The sequence below is a fragment of the Candidatus Thiodiazotropha endolucinida genome, from assembly GCF_001715975.1.
In the GTDB taxonomy this organism is placed as follows: Bacteria; Pseudomonadota; Gammaproteobacteria; order Chromatiales; family Chromatiaceae; genus Thiodiazotropha; species Thiodiazotropha endolucinida.
Genome location: NZ_MARB01000010.1, coordinates 57,997 through 79,295, shown reverse-complemented (window position 1 = coordinate 79,295; position 21,299 = coordinate 57,997). Strand labels below are relative to the sequence as shown.

At 55.5% G+C, this 21,299-nt stretch carries 20 protein-coding genes and 2 tRNA genes; 21 read left to right on the top strand and 1 reads right to left on the bottom strand.

Annotated features, from left to right (window positions below; genetic code table 11):
* The first annotated feature begins 130 nt into the window (after positions 1–130).
* The 21 genes from ftsH (at position 131) to CODIS_RS10015 (ending at position 20,821) form a co-directional block, all read left to right on the top strand.
* On the top strand, positions 131–2,053 hold the full coding sequence (gene ftsH / locus CODIS_RS10115) for an ATP-dependent zinc metalloprotease FtsH (protein WP_201259022.1): 1,923 nt from the start codon (positions 131–133) through the stop codon (positions 2,051–2,053).
* Complete coding sequence (gene folP / locus CODIS_RS10110; protein WP_069124693.1) at positions 2,013–2,900, top strand: dihydropteroate synthase; 888 nt, start codon at positions 2,013–2,015, stop codon at positions 2,898–2,900. The genes ftsH and folP overlap by 41 nt, the downstream gene beginning before the upstream one ends.
* A gap of 18 nt (positions 2,901–2,918) precedes the next feature.
* Positions 2,919–4,265 (top strand): phosphoglucosamine mutase, encoded by a 1,347-nt coding sequence (gene glmM / locus CODIS_RS10105; protein ID WP_069124692.1) that lies wholly within the window; start codon positions 2,919–2,921, stop codon positions 4,263–4,265.
* Positions 4,266–4,364: 99 nt separating this feature from the next.
* Positions 4,365–5,117 carry a triose-phosphate isomerase gene (tpiA, locus tag CODIS_RS10100; RefSeq protein ID WP_069124691.1) on the top strand — a complete coding sequence of 251 codons (753 nt, stop codon included), beginning with the start codon at positions 4,365–4,367 and terminating at the stop codon, positions 5,115–5,117.
* A gap of 36 nt (positions 5,118–5,153) precedes the next feature.
* A complete protein-coding gene (gene secG / locus CODIS_RS10095; protein WP_069124690.1) occupies positions 5,154–5,627 on the top strand; it encodes a preprotein translocase subunit SecG in 474 nt (157 codons plus the stop codon).
* Between the two features lie 17 nt (positions 5,628–5,644).
* Positions 5,645–5,729, top strand: a tRNA-Leu gene (locus tag CODIS_RS10090).
* A gap of 200 nt (positions 5,730–5,929) precedes the next feature.
* Entirely contained in the window at positions 5,930–6,286 is a 357-nt protein-coding gene (locus tag CODIS_RS10085; RefSeq protein ID WP_069124689.1) for an NADH-quinone oxidoreductase subunit A, read from the top strand.
* A 48-nt stretch (positions 6,287–6,334) separates the two neighbouring features.
* Positions 6,335–6,811, top strand: a complete 477-nt coding sequence (locus tag CODIS_RS10080; RefSeq protein WP_069124688.1) for a NuoB/complex I 20 kDa subunit family protein — start codon at positions 6,335–6,337, stop codon at positions 6,809–6,811.
* A 36-nt stretch (positions 6,812–6,847) separates the two neighbouring features.
* The gene (locus CODIS_RS10075) at positions 6,848–7,543 is read left to right on the top strand and encodes an NADH-quinone oxidoreductase subunit C (RefSeq protein WP_201259023.1); all 696 of its coding nucleotides are present in this window, start codon (positions 6,848–6,850) and stop codon (positions 7,541–7,543) included.
* Positions 7,536–8,789, top strand: a complete 1,254-nt coding sequence (locus CODIS_RS10070; RefSeq protein WP_069124686.1) for an NADH-quinone oxidoreductase subunit D — start codon at positions 7,536–7,538, stop codon at positions 8,787–8,789. The genes CODIS_RS10075 and CODIS_RS10070 overlap by 8 nt, the downstream gene beginning before the upstream one ends.
* 12 nt (positions 8,790–8,801) lie before the next feature.
* Entirely contained in the window at positions 8,802–9,308 is a 507-nt protein-coding gene (gene nuoE / locus CODIS_RS10065; RefSeq protein WP_069124685.1) for an NADH-quinone oxidoreductase subunit NuoE, read from the top strand.
* 5 nt (positions 9,309–9,313) lie between these two features.
* Positions 9,314–10,588 carry an NADH-quinone oxidoreductase subunit NuoF gene (nuoF, locus tag CODIS_RS10060; RefSeq protein WP_069124684.1) on the top strand — a complete coding sequence of 425 codons (1,275 nt, stop codon included), beginning with the start codon at positions 9,314–9,316 and terminating at the stop codon, positions 10,586–10,588.
* A 25-nt stretch (positions 10,589–10,613) separates the two neighbouring features.
* Positions 10,614–12,971 carry an NADH-quinone oxidoreductase subunit NuoG gene (gene nuoG, locus CODIS_RS10055; protein ID WP_069124683.1) on the top strand — a complete coding sequence of 786 codons (2,358 nt, stop codon included), beginning with the start codon at positions 10,614–10,616 and terminating at the stop codon, positions 12,969–12,971.
* 3 nt (positions 12,972–12,974) lie between these two features.
* A complete protein-coding gene (gene nuoH / locus CODIS_RS10050) occupies positions 12,975–14,030 on the top strand; it encodes an NADH-quinone oxidoreductase subunit NuoH (protein WP_069124682.1) in 1,056 nt (351 codons plus the stop codon).
* An 11-nt stretch (positions 14,031–14,041) separates the two neighbouring features.
* On the top strand, positions 14,042–14,530 hold the full coding sequence (gene nuoI, locus CODIS_RS10045) for an NADH-quinone oxidoreductase subunit NuoI (protein WP_069124681.1): 489 nt from the start codon (positions 14,042–14,044) through the stop codon (positions 14,528–14,530).
* A 59-nt stretch (positions 14,531–14,589) separates the two neighbouring features.
* Entirely contained in the window at positions 14,590–15,192 is a 603-nt protein-coding gene (locus CODIS_RS10040; RefSeq protein WP_069124680.1) for an NADH-quinone oxidoreductase subunit J, read from the top strand.
* A 7-nt stretch (positions 15,193–15,199) separates the two neighbouring features.
* Complete coding sequence (gene nuoK, locus CODIS_RS10035; protein ID WP_069124765.1) at positions 15,200–15,505, top strand: NADH-quinone oxidoreductase subunit NuoK; 306 nt, start codon at positions 15,200–15,202, stop codon at positions 15,503–15,505.
* A 187-nt stretch (positions 15,506–15,692) separates the two neighbouring features.
* On the top strand, positions 15,693–17,681 hold the full coding sequence (gene nuoL, locus CODIS_RS10030; RefSeq protein WP_069124679.1) for an NADH-quinone oxidoreductase subunit L: 1,989 nt from the start codon (positions 15,693–15,695) through the stop codon (positions 17,679–17,681).
* A 12-nt stretch (positions 17,682–17,693) separates the two neighbouring features.
* The gene (locus CODIS_RS10025; RefSeq protein WP_069124678.1) at positions 17,694–19,205 is read left to right on the top strand and encodes an NADH-quinone oxidoreductase subunit M; all 1,512 of its coding nucleotides are present in this window, start codon (positions 17,694–17,696) and stop codon (positions 19,203–19,205) included.
* Between the two features lie 29 nt (positions 19,206–19,234).
* The gene (gene nuoN / locus CODIS_RS10020) at positions 19,235–20,683 is read left to right on the top strand and encodes an NADH-quinone oxidoreductase subunit NuoN (protein ID WP_069124677.1); all 1,449 of its coding nucleotides are present in this window, start codon (positions 19,235–19,237) and stop codon (positions 20,681–20,683) included.
* 61 nt (positions 20,684–20,744) lie between these two features.
* Positions 20,745–20,821 (top strand) — tRNA-Met (locus tag CODIS_RS10015).
* Positions 20,822–21,028: 207 nt separating this feature from the next.
* Here the strand turns inward: CODIS_RS10015 and CODIS_RS10010 are convergent.
* Entirely contained in the window at positions 21,029–21,289 is a 261-nt protein-coding gene (locus tag CODIS_RS10010) for an RnfH family protein (protein WP_069124676.1), read from the bottom strand.
* Positions 21,290–21,299: the final 10 nt, after the last annotated feature.

Below are 21,299 nucleotides of genomic sequence, written 5' to 3'. Positions count from 1 at the left end.
GGGGTATTATTGAGAAATCGGCCGTGCCGGATGGAGTAAAACCATCCCCCGATCTGCAAATGCCGATATGGAAGATTTAAATCCCGCACGATGACGGGATTGATAAAGAGGTTTTTTGATTTTGAACGACATGGCAAAAAATTTGATTCTCTGGGTAGTGATCGCCATCGTTTTGATGACGGTCTTCAATAATTTCTCAACTACCCAGCCGAAGGCACAACCAATGAACTACTCCGAGTTCATTGTCAATGTGAAATCGGGGCAGGTGAAAGAGGTCGAGTTCAGCGGTAATGGGCGCGATATTACCGGCACATTGACTTCAGGGCAGCGCTTCTCCACCTACAGTCCGGGTGACGACATGCTGGTCAGCGACCTGCTCAATAGTAGTGTTGAGATTAAGGCGAATCCGCCGGAGAAACCCTCTCTGTTGATGAACATTCTGATCAACTGGTTTCCGCTGTTCGTGCTGATCGGTCTGTGGATATTTTTCATGCGTCAAATGCAGGGTGGTGGGGCTGGCCGTGGCGCCATGTCATTCGGTAAGAGCAAGGCTCGGATGTTGAGTGAGGATCAGGTCAAGGTGACCTTCAACGATGTGGCGGGCGTCGAGGAGGCCAAGGAAGAGGTATCCGAGATGGTAGACTTCCTGCGTGATCCGTCAAAGTTCCAGAAACTCGGCGGCAAGATCCCCAAAGGTGTGTTGATGGTCGGTTCCCCCGGTACCGGTAAGACCCTGCTTGCCAAGGCGATCGCCGGTGAAGCCAAGGTGCCGTTTTTCACCATCTCGGGTTCAGACTTCGTGGAGATGTTTGTGGGTGTCGGTGCCTCCCGGGTGCGCGATATGTTTGAACAGGCCAAGAAGCATGCGCCCTGCATCATCTTTATCGACGAGATCGATGCCGTGGGACGGCATCGTGGCGCGGGGCTCGGCGGCGGTCATGACGAGCGCGAGCAGACCCTGAACCAGCTGTTGGTGGAGATGGACGGTTTCGAGGGTAATGAAGGGGTTATCGTGATTGCTGCGACCAACCGTCCGGATGTGTTGGATCCGGCGTTGCTGCGGCCGGGCCGATTTGACCGCCAGGTGGTGGTGCCCCTGCCCGATGTGCGCGGACGTGAGCAGATTCTCAAGGTCCATCTACGCAAGGTGGCTGCATCCGAAGATGTGAAACCCGCTATCATTGCCCGTGGAACACCCGGTTTCTCCGGCGCCGATCTGGCCAATCTTGTGAATGAGGCCGCCCTGTTTGCCGCCCGTGCCAACAAGACCCTGGTTGGCATGGAGGAGATGGAGAAGGCGAAAGACAAGATCATGATGGGTACGGAACGCCGTACCATGGTGATGAGTGAAGACGAGAAGAAACTGACCGCCTACCATGAGTCGGGTCATGCCATCGTCGGCCGACTGGTGCCGTCTCACGATCCGGTCTACAAGGTGAGCATCATTCCCCGTGGTAGGGCACTCGGCGTTACTATGTTTCTCCCTGAGGCTGATCGTTACAGCTACAGTAAAGAACATCTGGAGAGTCAGATCTCCAGTCTGTTCGGTGGGCGTATCGCCGAAGAGCTGATCTTCGGAATCGACAAGGTCACCACCGGCGCTTCCAACGATATCAAGCGTGCCACCGATCTGGCGCGCAACATGGTCACCAAATGGGGCCTGTCGGAGCGCCTCGGCCCGCTGATGTACAGTGAGGAGGAAGAGGAAGTCTTTCTCGGACGCTCGGTGACCCAGCATAAAAACGTATCCGACGATACGGCGCATACCATCGATGAGGAGATCCGCAGCTTTATTGACCGGAACTATGAGCGCGCCGAGAAGATTCTCGACGAGAATCTGGAAAAACTCCATGTCATGGCCAAGGCGTTGATGAAATACGAGACCATCGATACGGAACAGATCGACGACATCATGGCAGGCAAGACGCCACGACCGCCAAAGGATTGGGATGAAAGCGATATCGGTTCTGATGACGATACCCGCCCATCCGGCGAGTCTCCCTCTTCTGATGATGTCTCGGGAACCATCGGCGGTCCCGCCGGCCAGCACTGACAGCTGCTTCTCATTGATTCTCGATTGTGCAGGAAAACAACTGGACCTGGGCTCGCCCCAGGTCATGGGTATTCTCAACCTGACACCCGACTCGTTTTCGGATGGCGGGCGTTTCCTGAATCCTGATGTGGCTTTAAAGCACGCCCTGCACATGGTGGAGGAGGGTGCTGCCGTTATCGATATCGGCGGGGAGTCCACCCGCCCCGGTGCGCAGCCGGTATCGGTAGATGAAGAACTCGACCGAGTTATTCCCATCATAGAAAGGCTGGCGCAGGCCATTCCCGTACCGATCTCCATCGATACCAATAAACCGCTGGTGATGCGTGAAGCGGTTTCTGCCGGTGCCGGCATGATCAATGACGTTATGGCGCTGCGGGAGCTCGGCGCACTGGAGGCGGCGGCCGAGACAACAGTTCCGGTCTGTCTCATGCATATGCAGAGGAAACCGAGAACCATGCAGGATGCGCCGCATTACGGGAACGTGGTGGATGAGGTCAGGCGATTCCTGCGGCAGCGTCTGGATGCGGGCGAAGCAGCAGGTATCGCACGCCACAATATGATAGTCGATCCGGGGTTTGGCTTCGGTAAGTCACTTGAGCATAATCTGATCCTGCTGAAAGAACTGCAGGCGTTGGATGAACTCGCTGCCCCGGTACTGGTGGGGATATCAAGAAAATCGATGGTCGGGTCGATACTCGGGGATCTGCCCGTGAACGAACGACTCATGGGGAGTGTCGCGGCGGCAGTGGTTGCCGTTATGGGAGGCGCCGCTATTATCAGGGTACATGATGTACGTGAAACGGTTGATGCACTCAAGGTGGCGTCAGCGGTCAGATCCGCCATATAGCTAATTGAGGACGGTTTAGTGAGTCGGAAATATTTTGGAACAGACGGGGTGCGCGGACGATTCGGTGAGGGGCCGATCACGCCTGAATTTGTGCTGAAGCTTGGCTGGGCCGTGGGCAGGGTTCTGGGCACAGAGGCCAAAAGCAGGGTGTTGATCGGAAAAGATACCCGTATCTCCGGCTACTTGTTGGAATCGGCGCTCGAGGCCGGTCTGACGGCGGCCGGGGTGAATATCACCTTGCTGGGACCCATGCCGACGCCCAGTGTTGCCTATCTGACCCGGACCCTGCATGCCCAGGCAGGAGTCGTCATCAGTGCATCTCATAATCCCTATCAGGATAATGGTATCAAATTCTTTTCGGCCGAGGGGCTCAAACTCCCGGATGAGCTTGAGACCGCGATCGAGGCGGAGATGGAGAAGCCGTTGTTGACGGTCGACTCATCCGACCTTGGCAGGGCGGAGAAGATGGCGGCGGAAGGTCGTTATATCGAATTCTGCAAAAGCACGATTCCCCTCAAGACCCGCTTCAAAGGCATGAAGATCGTGGTCGATTGCGCCAATGGAGCTACCTATAACATTGCACCCTATGTGTTTGATGAGATGGGCGCGGATGTGATCGCCATCGGAAACCAGCCGAATGGATTCAATATCAATGATGGTGTCGGCTCGACCTATCCCGAACACCTGAAACAAGCGGTGTTGGAACACAAGGCGGACCTGGGCATTGCCCTGGATGGCGACGGCGATCGACTGATCATGGTGGATGATCAGGGCAATGAGGTGGATGGTGATGAAATTCTCTATATCATCGCCTGTTCCAGGATGAGGCATGGTGTGCTCAAGGGTGCGGTTGTCGGTACCCTGATGAGCAATCTCGGACTCGAACATGCGCTGAGGGATCATGGGGTGGTTTTCGAGCGGACCCAGGTGGGGGATCGCTACATCATGGAACGCCTCACTGAAAAAGGCTGGGTGCTCGGTGGCGAACAGTCGGGGCACATCATCTGCCTTGACCGCACAACCACCGGTGACGGGATTATTGCCGCCCTGCAGGTATTGGAAGAGATGTACGCAACAAACAGTACCTTGCGTGAGTTATGTGCCGGGATGAGTAAATACCCGCAAAAACTGACAAATGTCCATCTCGGCAGCCGAAACCCGCAGGAGATCATGGATTCGGAACAGGTGAGACGTTCGGTTCGTGAAGCTGAGGTCGAAATGGGCAGCAGTGGACGAGTTCTGCTCAGGCCCTCGGGTACGGAGCCACTGATACGTGTCATGGTGGAGGGGAATGACGGGACAATGGTTGATGACCTGTCAGACCATATCGCCACCACGGTGAAGGAACTGGTCACCAGCGAGTAAGAAGTGCGAAGCTGAGCGGGTTCGCCATCGATTGAGATTGATTTCAAACCCATTGACCGTTAAGCTAGCGCGCTTTCTTTTGATCGCAGGAGTGAAGGCATGCGTAGACCACTGGTTGCCGGAAACTGGAAGATGAACGGTTCTCTCGAGAGTGTTCGCAGCTTGCTTGACGGCATCGGTCGTGGTGTCGGTGATGTCAAGAGTGCAGAGGTGGCGGTCTGTCCACCCTATATCTATCTACCTGAGGTGGAGAAACTGCTTTCGGGCAGCGATATCGCTTGGGGCGGCCAGGATCTGTCGACAGAGTCGTCCGGCGCCTATACCGGTGAGGTTGCCGCCTCCATGCTCAACGATTTCGGATGCAAATATGTCATCGTGGGGCACTCCGAGCGTCGCACCTACCATGCCGAGAGCGATCAACTGGTGGCAAAGAAATACGCAGTGGCGCGTGCTGCCGGATTGGTACCCATCCTCTGCATCGGCGAGACGCTTGAGGAACGGGAAGCGGGCACCACTAACGAAGTCGTGGCCCGACAGCTCGATGCAGTGATTGCGCTTGAGGGTGTCGATGCCCTGGCTCACGGTGTTATCGCCTATGAGCCGGTTTGGGCCATAGGCACCGGAAAGACCGCTACCCCCGATCAGGCGCAGGAGGTGCATGCGTTCATTCGTTCCCGGGTGGCTGAGAAGAGCAGTGAAGTCGCGGAAGGGTTGCGTATACTCTATGGTGGCTCCATGAAGCCTGGTAACGCCGCAGAATTGATCGGGAAGTCCGATATCGATGGCGGTTTGATCGGGGGAGCCTCCCTGACGGCCGAGGATTTCCTGGGTATCTGTACCGCAGCGGATTGAATTCGTGATAACGGGCCCTATTAGGACATTAAGCAAATGCAAACTATATTGACCGTGTTTCATATCTTCCTAGCCGTTGGCCTGGTGGGATTGATCCTGATACAGCACGGGAAAGGTGCGGACATGGGCGCTGCCTTCGGCAGTGGTGCCTCGGGTACGGTATTTGGTGCCAAGGGGTCCGCCTCGTTTCTGACCCGGACAACAGCCTTGCTGGCGACCCTGTTTTTTATCACCAGTATGGTGATGGCCTATTTTGCTTCCCAGAGAAACGAACAGGTCGGTGTCATGGAGGCACTGGATCAGGCGCCTGCAGTTCAGGTGGAGGAGGTTCAGCAGAGCGACATACCGCCTGTGCCGGTAGAGAGCGACATACCCGCTATTGTCCCGCCAGCTGAGGAGGCGAAGCCTGCGATCGAGGCTGTGCCACCGGTCGAGCCGGTCGAGACGACGACCTCACAAACCGAGGGTGCTGCAACTGCCGAAGAGTCGAAGGAGCAACTTAAGGAGTAAGTGTCGATTAGATTTTTGCCGATGTGGTGGAATTGGTAGACACGCTATCTTGAGGGGGTAGTGGCGAAAGCCGTGCCGGTTCAAATCCGGCCATCGGTACCAACAATGAAAACGGTATTGGGTTATTTCTATCCAATACCGTTTTTTTATGGGTGCAAAAGTATAATAACTAATTGAATTCATTGGGGATATCACTTTCCTTGCTACTTGACACGATAATGCGGCAAAGGATAGACTCCGGGCCTTCCCTGAAATTCGCTTAAAAACATAACGATTGAACGACACGAGGGGGCAGCACACTGATGCTCGAAAACTATCTACCCATCTTGATTTTTCTCTCAGTTGCCTTTGTGATGGGTGGTGTCGTTATAGCACTCGGTTTTCTGTTGGGCACAAGAAAACCCGACGATGAAAAACTCTCTCCCTACGAATGCGGATTCGAAGCATTCGAGAATTCACGCATGAAGTTCGACGTGCGTTACTACCTGGTTGCCATCCTGTTCATCATCTTCGATCTTGAGATCGCCTTCCTCTTTCCCTGGGCTGTGGTATTGGATCAGATCGGTATGGTCGGATTCATCGCCATGATGGTTTTTCTCGTCATTCTCGTCATAGGCTTCATTTATGAGTGGAAGAAGGGAGCCTTGGAATGGGAATAATCGGCCCGGAATCAGGAGAGTATTCACGACTGTTTTTGGAGGTAGATTGTGGGAATTGAGGGTATTCTGGAGAAGGGTGTCATTACCACTTCTGCAGATAAATTGATCAATTGGGCGCGTACCGGTTCGATGTGGCCGATGACTTTCGGCTTGGCATGCTGTGCGGTGGAGATGATGCATGCCGCGGCGGCACGGTACGATATGGATCGCTTCGGCATCATATTCCGGCCCAGCCCCCGGCAGTCGGACGTGATGATTGTTGCGGGTACCCTGGTCAATAAAATGGCTCCCGCTCTGCGTAAGGTCTACGATCAGATGGCAGAGCCGCGCTGGGTAATCTCCATGGGCTCATGCGCCAACGGAGGTGGTTATTACCACTACTCCTACTCGGTCGTAAGAGGCTGTGACCGGGTGGTCCCGGTCGATGTCTATGTACCAGGTTGTCCACCAACCGCCGAAGCACTGCTTTATGGGGTGCTCCAACTGCAGGACAAGATTCGCCGTACCAGTACTATCGCACGCTAAGGTGGAGATAACATGAGCAGCAGTGCACAGAATGGGATGCATGATCGCCTCGATCGGCTGGCGGAGGATCTTACCCGCGCATTTGAAGAGACAGGCTGCAGCGTGGAACGCAGCTGCGGTGAAGTGACGCTGGTGGTGCCGGCAGAACAGCTGAGCGATGTGGCGTTACGACTCAGGGATGGCGAACAGTTCGGTTTTGAGGAGTTGATCGATGTCTGCGGTGTCGACTATTCCAGTTATGGTCAGTCCGAATGGCAAACCGATAGCGCCCCCAATAGCGGATTCGGACGTGGTGTGACACCGCTTGGAGAGTTGGAGTCGATGGAGTCGAATCGCTTTGCGGCCGTCTATCATCTGCTCTCCATCAGCCAAAACACACGATTGCGTTTGCGGGTATTTGTCGATACCGAACAACCGATCGTCGCCTCAGTAGTCCCAGTGTGGCAGAGTGCGGATTGGTTTGAACGAGAGGCATTCGATCTCTATGGCATCCTGTTCGACGGTCACCCCGATCTGCGACGAATTCTTACCGACTACGGCTTTATCGGTCATCCATTCCGCAAGGACTTCCCGCTTATCGGCCAGGTGGAAATGCGCTATGACCCGAATCTGAAGCGTGTCATCTATGAGCCTGTGAGCATCGATCCGCGTACGCTGGTACCGCGAGTGACACGTGATGACAACCGCTATCTCGATGTGGATAGCGCCATGCAGGATGCCAGTGATGCCTGAGATCCATAACTACACCTTGAATTTCGGTCCTCAGCACCCCGCGGCCCACGGTGTTCTGCGCCTGGTGCTTGAGATGGATGGGGAAGTGATCGAACGTGCCGACCCGCATGTCGGTCTACTCCATCGCGCCACCGAGAAACTGGCCGAGAGCAAGCCCTACAATCAAAGCATTCCCTACATGGACCGCCTCGACTATGTGTCAATGATGTGTAGCGAGCACGGATATGTCAGGGCGATTGAAAAGCTGCTGGGTATCGAGGCGCCCGTACGCGCGCAATATATCCGTACCATGTTCGACGAGATAACGCGCATCCTCAATCATCTGATGTGGCTGGGCACCCACGCGCTGGATGTCGGTGCCATGACTGTTTTCCTGTATGCCTTTCGTGAGCGAGAGGATCTGTTCGACTGTTACGAAGCCGTGTCCGGCGCACGTATGCACGCGGCCTACTACCGACCGGGCGGTGTCTATCGGGATCTGCCGGATCAGATGCCCCAATACCAGGCCAGTCAGTGGGTCACCGGACGTGATGTAGAGGCTAGAAACGAGGCCAGGCAGGGATCGTTACTCGATTTCATCGAAGACTTCAGCAACCGTTTCCCTGGGCTGGTGGATGAGTACGAAACTCTGCTGACCGACAACCGTATCTGGAAACAGCGTACAGTGGGCATCGGTGTGGTCTCGCCGGAGCGGGCGATACAGCTCGGTTTTACCGGCCCCATGCTACGTGGTTCAGGGGTGGCCTGGGACCTTCGCAAAAAGCAATCCTATGCCGCCTACGATCAGGTGGATTTCGATATCCCTGTGGGGAAAAACGGCGACTGTTACGACCGTTACCTGGTGCGGATCGAGGAGATGCGTCAATCCAACCGTATCGTCAAACAGTGCATCGATTGGCTGCGGGCGAATCCGGGTCCGGTGATGCTGGATGACAACAAGATCGTCGCACCCTCAAGGAATGACATGAAGGAGGACATGGAAGGCCTGATACACCATTTCAAGCTTTTCACCGAGGGCTACTGCCCACCCGTAGGCGAGGCTTATGCCGCGGTCGAGGCGCCCAAAGGCGAGTTCGGTTGTTACATCATCTCCGATGGCGCCAACAAACCCTATCGCCTGAAGATACGCGCACCGGGATTTCCCCATCTTGCGGCCATGGACGAGATGGTCAGGGGGCACATGCTGGCCGATGTGGTCGCGGTAATCGGCACCATGGATGTGGTGTTCGGTGAAATAGATCGTTAAGAAAGAAAATAGATGACGACAACAACTGCAAATGAAAAAAAGGAACGCTTCACCCCCGAAATCCGGGCGGAGATAGACCGTTGGATCGCCAAATACCCAGCGGAGTGGAAACAGTCCGCCGTAATGGGTGCCTTGATGGTGGTGCAGGACAGTAATGGTGGTTGGCTTACAACGGAGTTGATGGATCAGGTCGCGACTTACCTGGATATGCCGCCGATCGCCGTGTACGAAGTGGCAACCTTCTACTCGATGTACGAGCTGAAACCGGTGGGCAAGCACAAGATCTGTGTTTGCACCAATGTCTCATGCATGACCAACAAATCGGATTTGATCGTGGAGCACCTGGAGAAGAAGCTCGGTATCGGTTTCGGCGAGGTGACGGAGGATGGCCGTTTCTCTCTCAAAGAGGTGGAGTGCCTGGGTGCCTGCGGAGGCGCACCGATGATGCAGATCGGTAGGCAATATTATGAAAATCTGACCCCGGAGATCGTCGATGCGATCCTGGAAGGCCTGGAGTAAACCGGATGGCCAATGAAGTCTGTTTACGAACCTTGGATCTCGAACGCCCCTGGCTGCTTGAGCAGTACCAGAGTCGCGGCGGCTACGAGATGCTGAAGAAGATCCTCACCGAGAAGACGGCCCCTGAAGCGATTATCGAGGAGGTCAAGAAATCGGGCTTGCGAGGACGCGGTGGTGCGGGATTTCCTACCGGATTGAAGTGGAGTTTCATCTCGCGAAATGCGCCGGGACAGAAATACGTCGTCTGCAATTCGGATGAGGGTGAGCCCGGTACCTTCAAGGATCGGGATATTCTGCGCTACAACCCCCACCAATTGATTGAAGGGATGGTGATCGCCGGTTATGCCATCGGTGCGACCCGTGGTTACAACTACATCCGTGGCGAGTTCTGGGAGCCCTACGAGCGTTTCGAGCAGGCCCTGGAAGAGGCGCGGAAAGCGGGTTATCTGGGTAAGGATCTGCTGGGGTCCGGATATGACTTCGAATTGCATACCCATCTGGGTGCCGGCGCCTATATCTGCGGTGAGGAGACGGCCCTGCTGGAGTCCATTGAAGGCAAGAAGGGTCAACCCCGTTACAAACCCCCATTCCCTGCCCATTTCGGCCTCTATGGCTGCCCCACCATTATCAACAATACCGAGAGTCTGGCCTCGATTCCGATGATCATGGAGAAGGGTGGTGAGTGGTTCGCCGATATCGGGGTGAAAAACAGTGGCGGCTCAAAGCTGTTCTCCATCTCCGGCAATATCAATAATCCGGGTGTGTTTGAGATTCCCATGGGTACGCCTTTCTCTGAACTGCTAGCGATGGCCGGTGGCATGAAGAATGGGCACAAGATCAAGGCGGTCATACCCGGCGGTTCCTCCGCCCCGGTGATTCCGGGTGATCAGATGATGGAACTGACCATGGATTATGACACCATCGCCGGTGCGGGTTCGATGCTCGGTTCCGGCGCCGTCATCGTACTGGATGATACCAACTGTATGGTCAAGGTCCTGGAGCGCATGTCCTATTTCTACCACGAAGAGTCTTGCGGCCAATGCACACCCTGCCGGGAAGGCACTGGTTGGCTCTATCGGATCGTGCATCGTATCGAAACCGGCCAGGGCCGCCAGGAGGACCTGGATCTGCTGGATGACGTGGCGGATAAGATCAGCGGCAAAACAATCTGCGCCCTGGGCGATGCGGCGGCGATGCCGGTACAGGGAATGTTGCGCCATTTTCGGCATGAATTTCAGCATCACATCGACCATAAGCGTTGCATGGTCGGGCTTGGCTGAGGTCTTGAAGAGATAGAACACGAAGATGACAGATTCTACAGTCACCATTGAAGTAGACGGCCAAGCATTGCAGGCAGAGGCCGGCAGCATGCTCATCGATGTCACCGATGCGGCAGGTATCCGTATTCCGCGGTTTTGCTACCATAAGAAGCTATCTGTTTCAGCCAACTGCCGGATGTGTCTGGTCGAGGTAGAGAAGGTGCCGAAGCCACTGCCGGCCTGTGCGACGCCGGTCGCTGACGGCATGAAGGTCTTCACCCGTTCCCCCAGGGCGCTGGCCGCCCAGAAGGGGACCATGGAATTTCTGCTCATCAACCACCCGCTGGACTGCCCGATCTGCGATCAGGGTGGCGAGTGTGAACTGCAGGACGTCGCTATCGGTTATGGCCGGGATGTCTCCCGCTATAGCGAGGGCAAGCGTGTCGTGGCGGATAAGAATATCGGGCCGTTGATTGCCACTGATATGACCCGTTGTATCCACTGTACCCGCTGTGTGCGTTTCGGTGATGAGATTGCGGGTATTCGTGAGATGGGGGCCACGGGTCGGGGAGAGCATACCGTCATCGGTACCTACATCGAGAAAAGCGTGGATTCGGAACTCTCCGGCAATGTCATCGACCTCTGCCCGGTCGGCGCACTGACCTCCAAGCCGTTCCGTTTCAATGCGCGGGCCTGGGAGTTGACCCAGGTGGATGCCATAGCCCCTCATGACAGCCTGGGCTCGAATATCAATCTGCATCTGCGTGGCAACAAGGTCATGCGGGTACACCCCAGGGACAATGAGTCGATCAATGAAACCTGGATTTCCGATCGAGACCGTTTCAGCTACGAGGGGCTCTACAGCAGTGACCGTCTGACCACGCCGATGATCAAGAAGGATGGTGAATGGAAGGATGTGAGTTGGGACATGGCGCTGGAGATGGCTGCGGCGAGTCTGGGGGAGATCAAAGCGGCCGATCAGATCGGTGCGTTGGTTTCACCCACCGCGACCCTGGAAGAGCTCTATCTGACACAGAAACTGATGAACGGACTGGGTTGCAACAATATCGACAGCCGATTGCGCCAAGGTGATTTCCGTCTCGACAACAGTCTCAAACGGGTCAACTGGCTGGGTATGAAGATCGGCGAAATCGACAGCCTGGACGCCGCCCTCGTGGTAGGCGGCAACCTGCGCAAGGAGCAACCGATACTGGCTCATCGCCTGCGCAAGGCCGCACTGGCCGGTGCCGATATCCATGTCATCACACCACAGCATCTGGAACTCATTTACAAATCCCGGCAATTGATATGCACGCCGGGTGAAATGGTCAAGCACTTGGCGGCGGTCGCCAAGGCCGCTGGTGTCAAACAGGGAGGCACGATCGGTAAGCTGCTCGACGCAGCCGATGCGAATGAGGATGCCAAGGCAGCTGCCAAGGGACTTAAAGACGGTGATACATCAGCCGTGATGCTGGGGGCCATGGCTCAATCACATCCCGACTTCTCCCTGCTATATTCGCTCGCGGCCACCCTGGCGGAGGCCACTGGCGCCAAGCTATCGATCGTGCCGGCCGCGGTCAACAGTGTTGGCGCGCAGCTGGCCGGTGCAGTCCCCTACCTGCAGGCGGGCGGCAAACCGGCAGAGAGTACCGGCCTGGATGCGTTAGGCATGCTTCAGCAGCCATGCAGCGGTTATCTGTTGCTGGGCGTTGAACCCGGTATGGATTTCCATAACGGCGCACTCTCGCAAACGGCACTGCAGAGCGCAGATATGGTAGTGGCCATCAGTGCCTATACTAGCCCTGAACTGGAAGCCTGTTGCGATATCCTGTTGCCGATGGCGATATTCACAGAGACTTCCGGCACCTATGTCAATGCCGAAGGTGCCTGGCAACAGTGTCGGGGGGCGGTCAAACCGCAGGGCGAGGCGCGACCCGGATGGAAGATACTTCGTGTCCTGGGCAATTTACTGAATCAACAGGGATTCGATTATACCGATCCCGGCGAGATAGGTGAGGAGCTGCGTCTCCTTTGTGAGGATGTGTCGCTGGATAACAAGCTCTCTCCAGCAACGGATCTAGAACCAAGACTCGGCGTGGATGGTCTGCAGCGTGGCGGTGATACGCCGCTCTATGCAACCGATCCCCTGGTACGCCGGGCCACGGCACTGCAGCAAACCAAGGATGCCGGCGAGGCAGTGATTCGGCTGCATCCGATAGAGGCCGAACGCCAGGGCCTCAACTCCGCAGAAAACGCATTGATCAGGCAGAACGGCTACCAGGCAACACTCCCAGTGGCATTGGACGATTCCATTCCGGAAGGGTGTGTGTGGATTTCCACAGGACTGAGAGACACCTCAATGCTCGGCCAACCCTTTGGTGAAGTGACAGTGGAGAAGGCATAACCGATGGAATTCTTTATCAGCCTCTGGGGATCCCTTCCCGCCGAACTGCAGTATCTGATCTGGACCTTGATCAAGATCATCGTCATCATCGCGCCGATAATGCTGTCGGTCGCCTACTTCACCTATGCCGAACGCAAGATCATCGGTTATATGCAGGTTCGTATCGGCCCCAATCGTGTTGGACCTAAGGGTTGGCTGCAACCGATCGCGGATGCGGTGAAGTTGATGTTCAAGGAGATTGTGATCCCGGCAAAGGCCAATAAACTGCTGTTTGTTATTGCACCTGCGATTACCCTGGGGCCGGCATTGGCCGCCTGGGCGGTTTTTCCCTTTGATGAAGAGCTGGTGTTAGCGGATATCAATGCCGGGCTGCTCTATATCCTGGCGCTGACCTCGGTCGGTGTGTATGGGGTCATCATTGCCGGATGGGCGTCCAACTCGAAATATGCCTTTCTCGGCGCGTTGCGTTCATCGGCACAGATCGTCTCCTATGAGATCGCCATGGGTTTCGCCCTGGTCGGTGTCTTGGTGGTCGCCGGTAGCCTCAATCTGGGTGATATCGTCAGGGCGCAGGAGGGGGGGATCTTCTCCTGGTTCTGGTTGCCGCTGCTGCCCCTGTTCGGTGTCTATGTAATCTCCGGCGTTGCCGAAACCAATCGCGCGCCATTTGATGTGGCGGAGGGTGAATCGGAGATCGTCGCCGGTTTCCACGTCGAATATTCCGGTATGGTGTTTGCGGTATTCTTCCTTGCTGAATATGCCAACATGATTCTGATCTCCGCGCTGACGGCACTCATGTTTCTCGGTGGCTGGCTCTCCCCCTTCCATGGCTGGCCGCTGCTCGGTCCGTTGTTCGACTGGGTGCCGGGATTTGTCTGGCTAGTGATGAAGACGGCCATTTTCATGTTTCTCTTTCTCTGGTTGCGTGCCACCTTTCCCCGTTACCGCTATGACCAGATCATGCGCCTGGGATGGAAGGTGTTCATTCCGATAACCATTGTCTGGATTGCTGTTGTAGGTCTCGCTGTGGTCTATCAAATGCCCTGGTGGTTCGACTGAGGAGCCCTGCCATGAAAGTGCTTTCAAACTATCTTAAGAGCCTTTTCCTGCTGGAGCTGTTTCGTGGCTTGAGTGTCACCGGACGCTATCTGTTCCGTAAAAAGTTCACCGTGATGTATCCGGAAGAGAAGGCGCCGGTCTCACCCAGATTTCGTGGTCTTCATGCGTTGCGCCGATATCCAAGCGGCGAGGAGCGCTGCATTGCCTGCAAATTATGCGAGGCGACCTGTCCGGCGCTGGCCATCACCATAGAGGCCGAACCAAGTGAAGACGGCTCGCGGCGCACGACCCGTTACGACATCGACCTGTTTAAGTGTATCTACTGCGGCTATTGCCAGGAGGCCTGTCCGGTGGATGCCATTGTCGAGACCCGCATCTACGAGTATCACTTCGAGAATCGCGGTGAAAGTATAATGACCAAAGAGAAGTTACTGGCGGTGGGCGATAAATACGAGGCGCAGATTGCCGCCGATATCGAGGCCCAGTCTAAGTATCGCTAGGACCTGACAACAGGACTTAGCACAGGCAACCTTTGAAACAGACAAGGGAAACCCAATAAATGACACTTGAAAAGCTGATTTTCTATGCCCTCTCTGCGGTGATCATCGCTGCAGCGATGATGGTTGTGACCCGGCGTAATCCTGTTCATTCAGCCCTGTTCCTGATTCTTGCATTCGTCGCCTGCAGTGGCATCTGGCTGCTTGCGGAGGCGGAGTTTCTCGCCATCGTCCTGGTCCTGGTTTACGTAGGGGCGGTAATGGTGCTGTTCCTCTTCGTATTGATGATGCTGGATATCGACCTTGCTGTCTTGCGCGCGGGATTCATCAAGATGCTGCCGCTGGGTGTGATCATGGCGATCGCCATGGCTGCGGAACTGATACTGATCGTCGGCCCCGACAATTTCGGCCTGGAACAATATGCCGCACCGGCCAGGCATGCGGCGGATTACAGCAATACGGAGGAGCTGGGTAGCGTGCTCTATACGGTCTATATGTATCCGTTCGAGATTGCCGCGGTGATTCTGCTGGTCGCTATTATCGCTGCCATCGGCCTGACGATGCGCAAGCGCCCCGACACCAAGTATCTCGATCCCGCCACCCAGGTGGTGGTCAAGCGCGATGACCGGGTACGGATGGTCTCCATGGATGCTGAAAAGGGATGATGTAGACATGATTGCACTTTCCGACTATCTCATACTCGGCGCCATCCTGTTCGCAATCAGCATCGCGGGGATCTTCATCAACCGTAAGAACGTTATCGTTCTATTGATGTGTGTGGAGCTGATGCTGTTGGCGGTGAACATCAACTTTGTCGCCTTCTCCCATTTTCTTGGCGATACCGCCGGACAGGTTTTTGTATTCTTTATCCTCACTGTGGCCGCTGCCGAGGCTGCTATCGGCCTGGCTATTCTGGTGGTGCTGTTCCGCAGCAAGCGGAGCATCAATGTTGAGGATATGGATGTATTGAGAGGGTAGGGATTAATCAGTCCGCAAATGAACGTTAATGAACGCAAATGTTGTTTCTGTGAGTGGAGTTCATTTTCGGGGCATGGGTTTATCAACGAACATTTTTATCACAGGTAAAGCTGATTTGTAGATGAAGCAACAAACGAATCATTAGCGTTAATTTGCGTTCATTTGCGGATTTAAAAGAAAAACGGTTATGGAAAATATCTATCTTACAATTGTGCTGGCGCCATTGGTGGGCGCCGTCATAGCCGGCTTTTTCGGTGGTTCCATCGGCCGCAGCTGGTCTCACTGGGTGACGAGCACAGGCGTTGGCATCTCGACGTTGCTCTCGCTCTATGTACTCAAGGGCTTCATGTTCGACAATGCCGAAGTCTTCAACGGTTCTGTCTATACCTGGATGGTAAGCGACGGCATCAACATGGAGGTGGGCTTCCTGGTGGATCAGCTGACCGCAGTGATGATCAGTGTGGTCACCTTCGTCTCCTTCTGTATCCATATCTACACCATCGGCTATATGGCCGACGACGAGCACAACTGGCCCAAGACCAGCCTGGCGGGGCGCAACTCCTATCAGCGTTTCTTCAGCTACATTTCACTGTTTACCTTCTCCATGCTGATGCTGGTTATGTCCAACAACTTCCTGCAGCTGTTCTTCGGTTGGGAAGCGGTGGGCCTGGTCTCCTATCTGCTGATCGGCTTCTGGTCGGTGCGGCCGACGGCGATCTTCGCCAACCTGAAGGCCTTCATTGTCAACCGCGTGGGTGACTTCGGTTTCATCCTCGGCATCGCCGCCATCGCCATGTACACCAACAGCCTCGACTATGCAGAGGTCTTCGCCAAGGCGCCGGGGCTGGCCGACACCCAGATTCAGATCTGGGGCGACAGCAGCTGGTCGCTGATGTCGGTGATCGGCATTCTGCTGTTTATTGGTGCTATGGGAAAATCGGCGCAGGTACCGCTGCATGTCTGGCTGCCCGACTCCATGGAGGGCCCGACACCCATCTCCGCCTTGATCCACGCGGCAACCATGGTCACCGCCGGTGTCTTCATGGTGGCACGCATGTCGCCCCTCTATGAGTTCTCGGAGACCGCGCTCAGCTTCGTCCTGGTGATCGGCGCCACAACCGCTTTCTTCACCGGTCTGATCGGCATCGTGCAGAATGACATCAAGCGGGTGGTGGCCTACTCGACTCTGTCGCAGCTGGGTTACATGATGGTGGCCCTGGGCGCCTCCGCCTACGCCGCAGGTATCTTCCACCTGATGACCCACGCCTTCTTCAAGGCACTGCTGTTTCTCGCCGCCGGCTCGGTAATTATCGGCATGCATCACGACCAGGACATCCGCAACATGGGTGGCGTGCGCAAGTACATGCCGATCACCTACTGGACCTCGTTACTGGGTTCCCTGGCGTTGATCGGCTTTCCATTCTTTTCCGGATTCTTCTCCAAGGATGCCATCATCGAGGCGGTGCACCACTCTACTATCGCGGGTTCCACCTACGCCTATTGGCTGGTGCTGGCCGGTGTTTTCGTTACCGCTCTCTATAGCTTCCGCATGTTCTTCCTGGTCTTCCATGGTGAGGGTCCCCGGGACGAGCACGCCAAGGAGCATATCCACGAATCGCCCAAGGTGGTGACCGTACCGCTGATCCTGCTGGCTATTCCCTCGGTGTTCATCGGCTACCTGACCATCGATCCGATACTCTTTGGCGATTGGTTCAAGGATGTGCTCTATGTCCTGCCGGAGCACGATACGCTGGCCGCGGTACAGGCGATAGTCCACAGCGGCAATGGCATGCTGGCGCATACTTATGCGAGCCCTGCGTTCTATCTGGCCATGGCCGGCCTGGGCTTGGCCTTCTACATCTACATGTTGAACCCGGCCCTTGCCGAAAAGATCAAGTCGACCCTGTCACCCCTCCATACCCTGCTGGACAAGAAGTACTGGTTCGACGAGGCCTATCAGGCAGTCTTCGCTGCCGGCAGCCGCGGACTGGGCAAGTTTCTCTGGCTGGCGGGTGATCGCGGCCTTATCGACGGATTGGCGGTGAACGGTTCCGCCTATTCGGTGGGTTGGCTCGCTTCGGTGGTACGCCATCTGCAAAGCGGCTACCTCTACCACTATGCCATTGCCATGATTCTGGGTCTGCTGTTGCTGCTGACCTGGTTCGTTTTTTTATAAAGGGTGTCTAGCATGATTGCTGATTGGCCTATCTTAAGTCTTACGGTCTGGCTTCCGATCATCGGAGGTTTCATGGTGCTCGCCAGTGGCGACCGTGAGGCGAACGCAACCAAGTGGACCGCCCTGATTATCGCCATCCTGACCTTTATCGTCAGCCTGCCGCTCTGGTTCGCCTTCGACAGTTCGACCTCATCGATGCAGTTCGTGGAGCGGGTGCCCTGGATACCCTCCTTCGATGTAGAGTACTACATGGGCATTGACGGCATCTCCATGCCGCTGATCATCCTCACGACTTTCATTACCCCGCTGGTGGTCATCGCCGGTTGGGAGGTGATCAAGTATCGTCCTTCACAATACATGGCCGCCTTCCTGATTATGGAGGGGGTGATGGTGGGTGTCTTCTCGGCCCTGGATGCGATGCTTTTCTACGTTTTCTGGGAGGCCATGTTGATTCCGATGTTTCTCATCATCGGGATCTGGGGAGGGGCGAATCGGGTCTATGCCACCATCAAGTTCTTCCTCTATACTTTCCTGGGCTCGGTGTTCATGTTGGTCGCCCTGATCTACATGTACTTTCAGTCGGGTAGCTTTGATATCCTCGGTTACCATACCCTTAAGCTGGACCTGACCGAACAGATCCTGATCTTCATCGCTTTCCTCCTGGCCTTTGCGGTTAAGGTACCGATGTGGCCGGTGCATACTTGGCTACCTGATGCCCATGTGGAGGCGCCTACCGGTGGGTCGGTAGTCCTGGCGGCTATCATGTTGAAGATCGGCGGTTACGGTTTCCTGCGTTTCAGCTTGCCGATCACCCCGGACGCCAGTCATACCCTGGATTGGCTGATCATCGGCATGTCCTTGATTGCGGTGGTCTACATAGGTTTCGTCGCCCTGATCCAGCAGGATATGAAAAAACTGATCGCCTACTCGTCGATTGCCCATATGGGCTTCGTCACCCTGGGTTTCTTCATTGTCTTCATCATCAGCCAGAACAACGCAGGCAGCGGTGCTGCCTTGGGTGTGCAGGGTGGAATGGTGCAGATGGTCTCCCACGGCTTCATCTCGGCGGCCCTCTTCCTCTGTGTCGGCGTGCTCTATGACCGGCTCCACAGCCGCGAGATCAAGGACTATGGCGGGGTAGTGAACACCATGCCGGTCTTCGGCGCCTTCATGGTCTTTTTTGCCATGGCCAATGCGGGACTGCCTGGCACCTCCGGCTTCGTCGGCGAGTTCATGGTCATCCTGGCCAGTTTCCGCGCCGATTTCTGGTATGCCTTCCTTGCGGCCACCACCCTGATTATCGGTGCCGCCTACACCCTGTGGATGGTCAAGCGGGTGGTCTTCGGCGATGTCACCAATGAGGGCGTGGCGGCGTTGGAGGATATGAATCAACGTGAATATATCGTGCTGGGTACTCTGGCGGCGGCAGTGCTGCTGTTGGGTCTGTGGCCGGCACCCCTGGTTGAGGTAATGGATGCCTCCGTCAATAACCTGCTGCAGCATATCGCAGTGTCGAAACTTTAACTGGCGGAGCCCGACTCGGTAGCGTTCAAATGCAATTCGATACAACACAACTGATCCCGGTACTGCCGGAAATATCTCTGCTGACCCTGGCCTGCGTGGTGCTGGTGGTCGATTTGTTCATCCGCGAGAGCCAGCGTATCGTCAGTTACGGTATCACCCAGGTGGGCCTGATGATCACCGCGGCCGTTACCTTGCTCGTCTCCCAGCCGGGTACCCAGATCATTTTTGACGGTAGCTACATACGCGATCCGATGAGCGATCTGTTGAAGCTGGGGATACTGGTTATCAGCTTTCTTGCCTTTCTCTACGCAAAGGACTATCTGCGCGATCGGGATCTGTTCAAGGGCGAATTCTATACCCTGGGCCTGTTCGCGGTGCTGGGCATGATGATCATGACCTCCGCCAACAGTTTCCTGACCATCTATCTGGGCCTGGAACTGCTGGCGCTCTGCCTTTATGCCCTGGTGGCCTTTAACAGAAATTCACCCCATGGCGCAGAGGCGGCCATGAAGTACTTTGTCCTGGGCGCACTCGCCTCAGGCATGTTGCTCTACGGTATCTCGATGATCTACGGCGCCACCGGCACGCTCCGCTTTGACGAGTTGGCGCAGGTGGTGGATAAGGGCGACTTGAATCGACTGGTAATGGTGTTCGGTATCGTCTTTCTGGTGATCGGCCTGGCCTTCAAGCTGGGTGCGGTTCCGTTTCACATGTGGGTGCCCGATATCTATCACGGTGCGCCCACCGCGGTTACCCTGTTTATCGGCAGCGCACCAAAGATTGCCGCTTTCGCGCTGGCGATGCGCCTGCTGGTGGATGGTCTGGCCGATCTGCATGCCGGCTGGGAGGGTTGGCAGGGGATGCTGATCATCCTCTCGGTGCTCTCCATGGCCATCGGTAATCTGATCGCCATCGCCCAGACCAATATCAAACGCATGCTGGCCTATTCCACCATCTCCCATGTGGGTTTTATCCTGCTCGGAATCCTGGCAGGTACCAAAGAGGGTTATACCGCGGCGATGTTCTATACACTGGTCTATGCGCTGATGTCGGCTGGCGGCTTCGGTGTGGTGATCGCGCTCAGCCGTAAAGGCTTCGAGGCGGAGAACCTGGATGACTTCAAGGGGCTCAACCAGCGTAACCCCTGGTTTGCCGGCATGATGCTGCTGTTGATGTTCTCCATGGCAGGCGTGCCTCCCACCGTTGGTTTCTTCGCCAAGCTGTTTGTGCTCGACGCCGTAGTCTCGGTCAATCTGACCTGGCTGGCCGTTGTGGGGGTTTTCTTTTCCATTATCGGGGCTTTCTATTACATCCGGGTCATCAAGCTGATCTATTTCGATGAGCCGGTGGACGAATCGCCGCTGACGGTGGGTATGGATACTCAAGTGGTGCTTTCCCTAAATGGTCTGGCGATGCTGATTTTAGGCCTGTTTCCGGCCGGATTACTCTCGCTTTGCAGCAGTGCAATCGGCAACTGAGTTTTCTGCAGTAAAGGACTTGTCATCCAGCTGCAAGACGGGTAGTATGCCCCCTCCTTGATGCGGGGTGGAGCAGTCTGGTAGCTCGTCGGGCTCATAACCCGAAGGTCGTTGGTTCAAATCCAGCCCCCGCTACCAAATGAAAATTAAGAAAGCCAGGTACTTACGAGTCCCTGGCTTTTTTATTTCTTTCGATCCATCTTCTATTGCCTTACTGTGGCCCAATTTTGGCCCATCTGTAGTCCATGACATCGTCGTGTCTTCACAAAAAGTGAAGGATTTGATCTTCGGTCTCAGTAGAGTACAAGGTGTTGTAAACTGCCTGTTGTTTATGGGTTTTCACGTTCACTCATCCCGTCTCTCCACCAGCTCAGGATCGGCTGTGATTTCTCGGTAGATCTCGATTCTCGCATCCTCTTCAACGGTCGCATCCAGTTTGGTCACCTTGCCGAAGATACCTACCTTCTGCTTATCCAGGTCGATCTCCGGAAACTGCTCCAGCATGCCGGAGTGCTCGATCGCTTCGAGTACCGTGCTGCCGTCCGGTACTTCCAGTTTCAACCAGACCTGCTTGAATCGGTCGGCATAGGCGACGCCAATATTCATGTCGGGGACC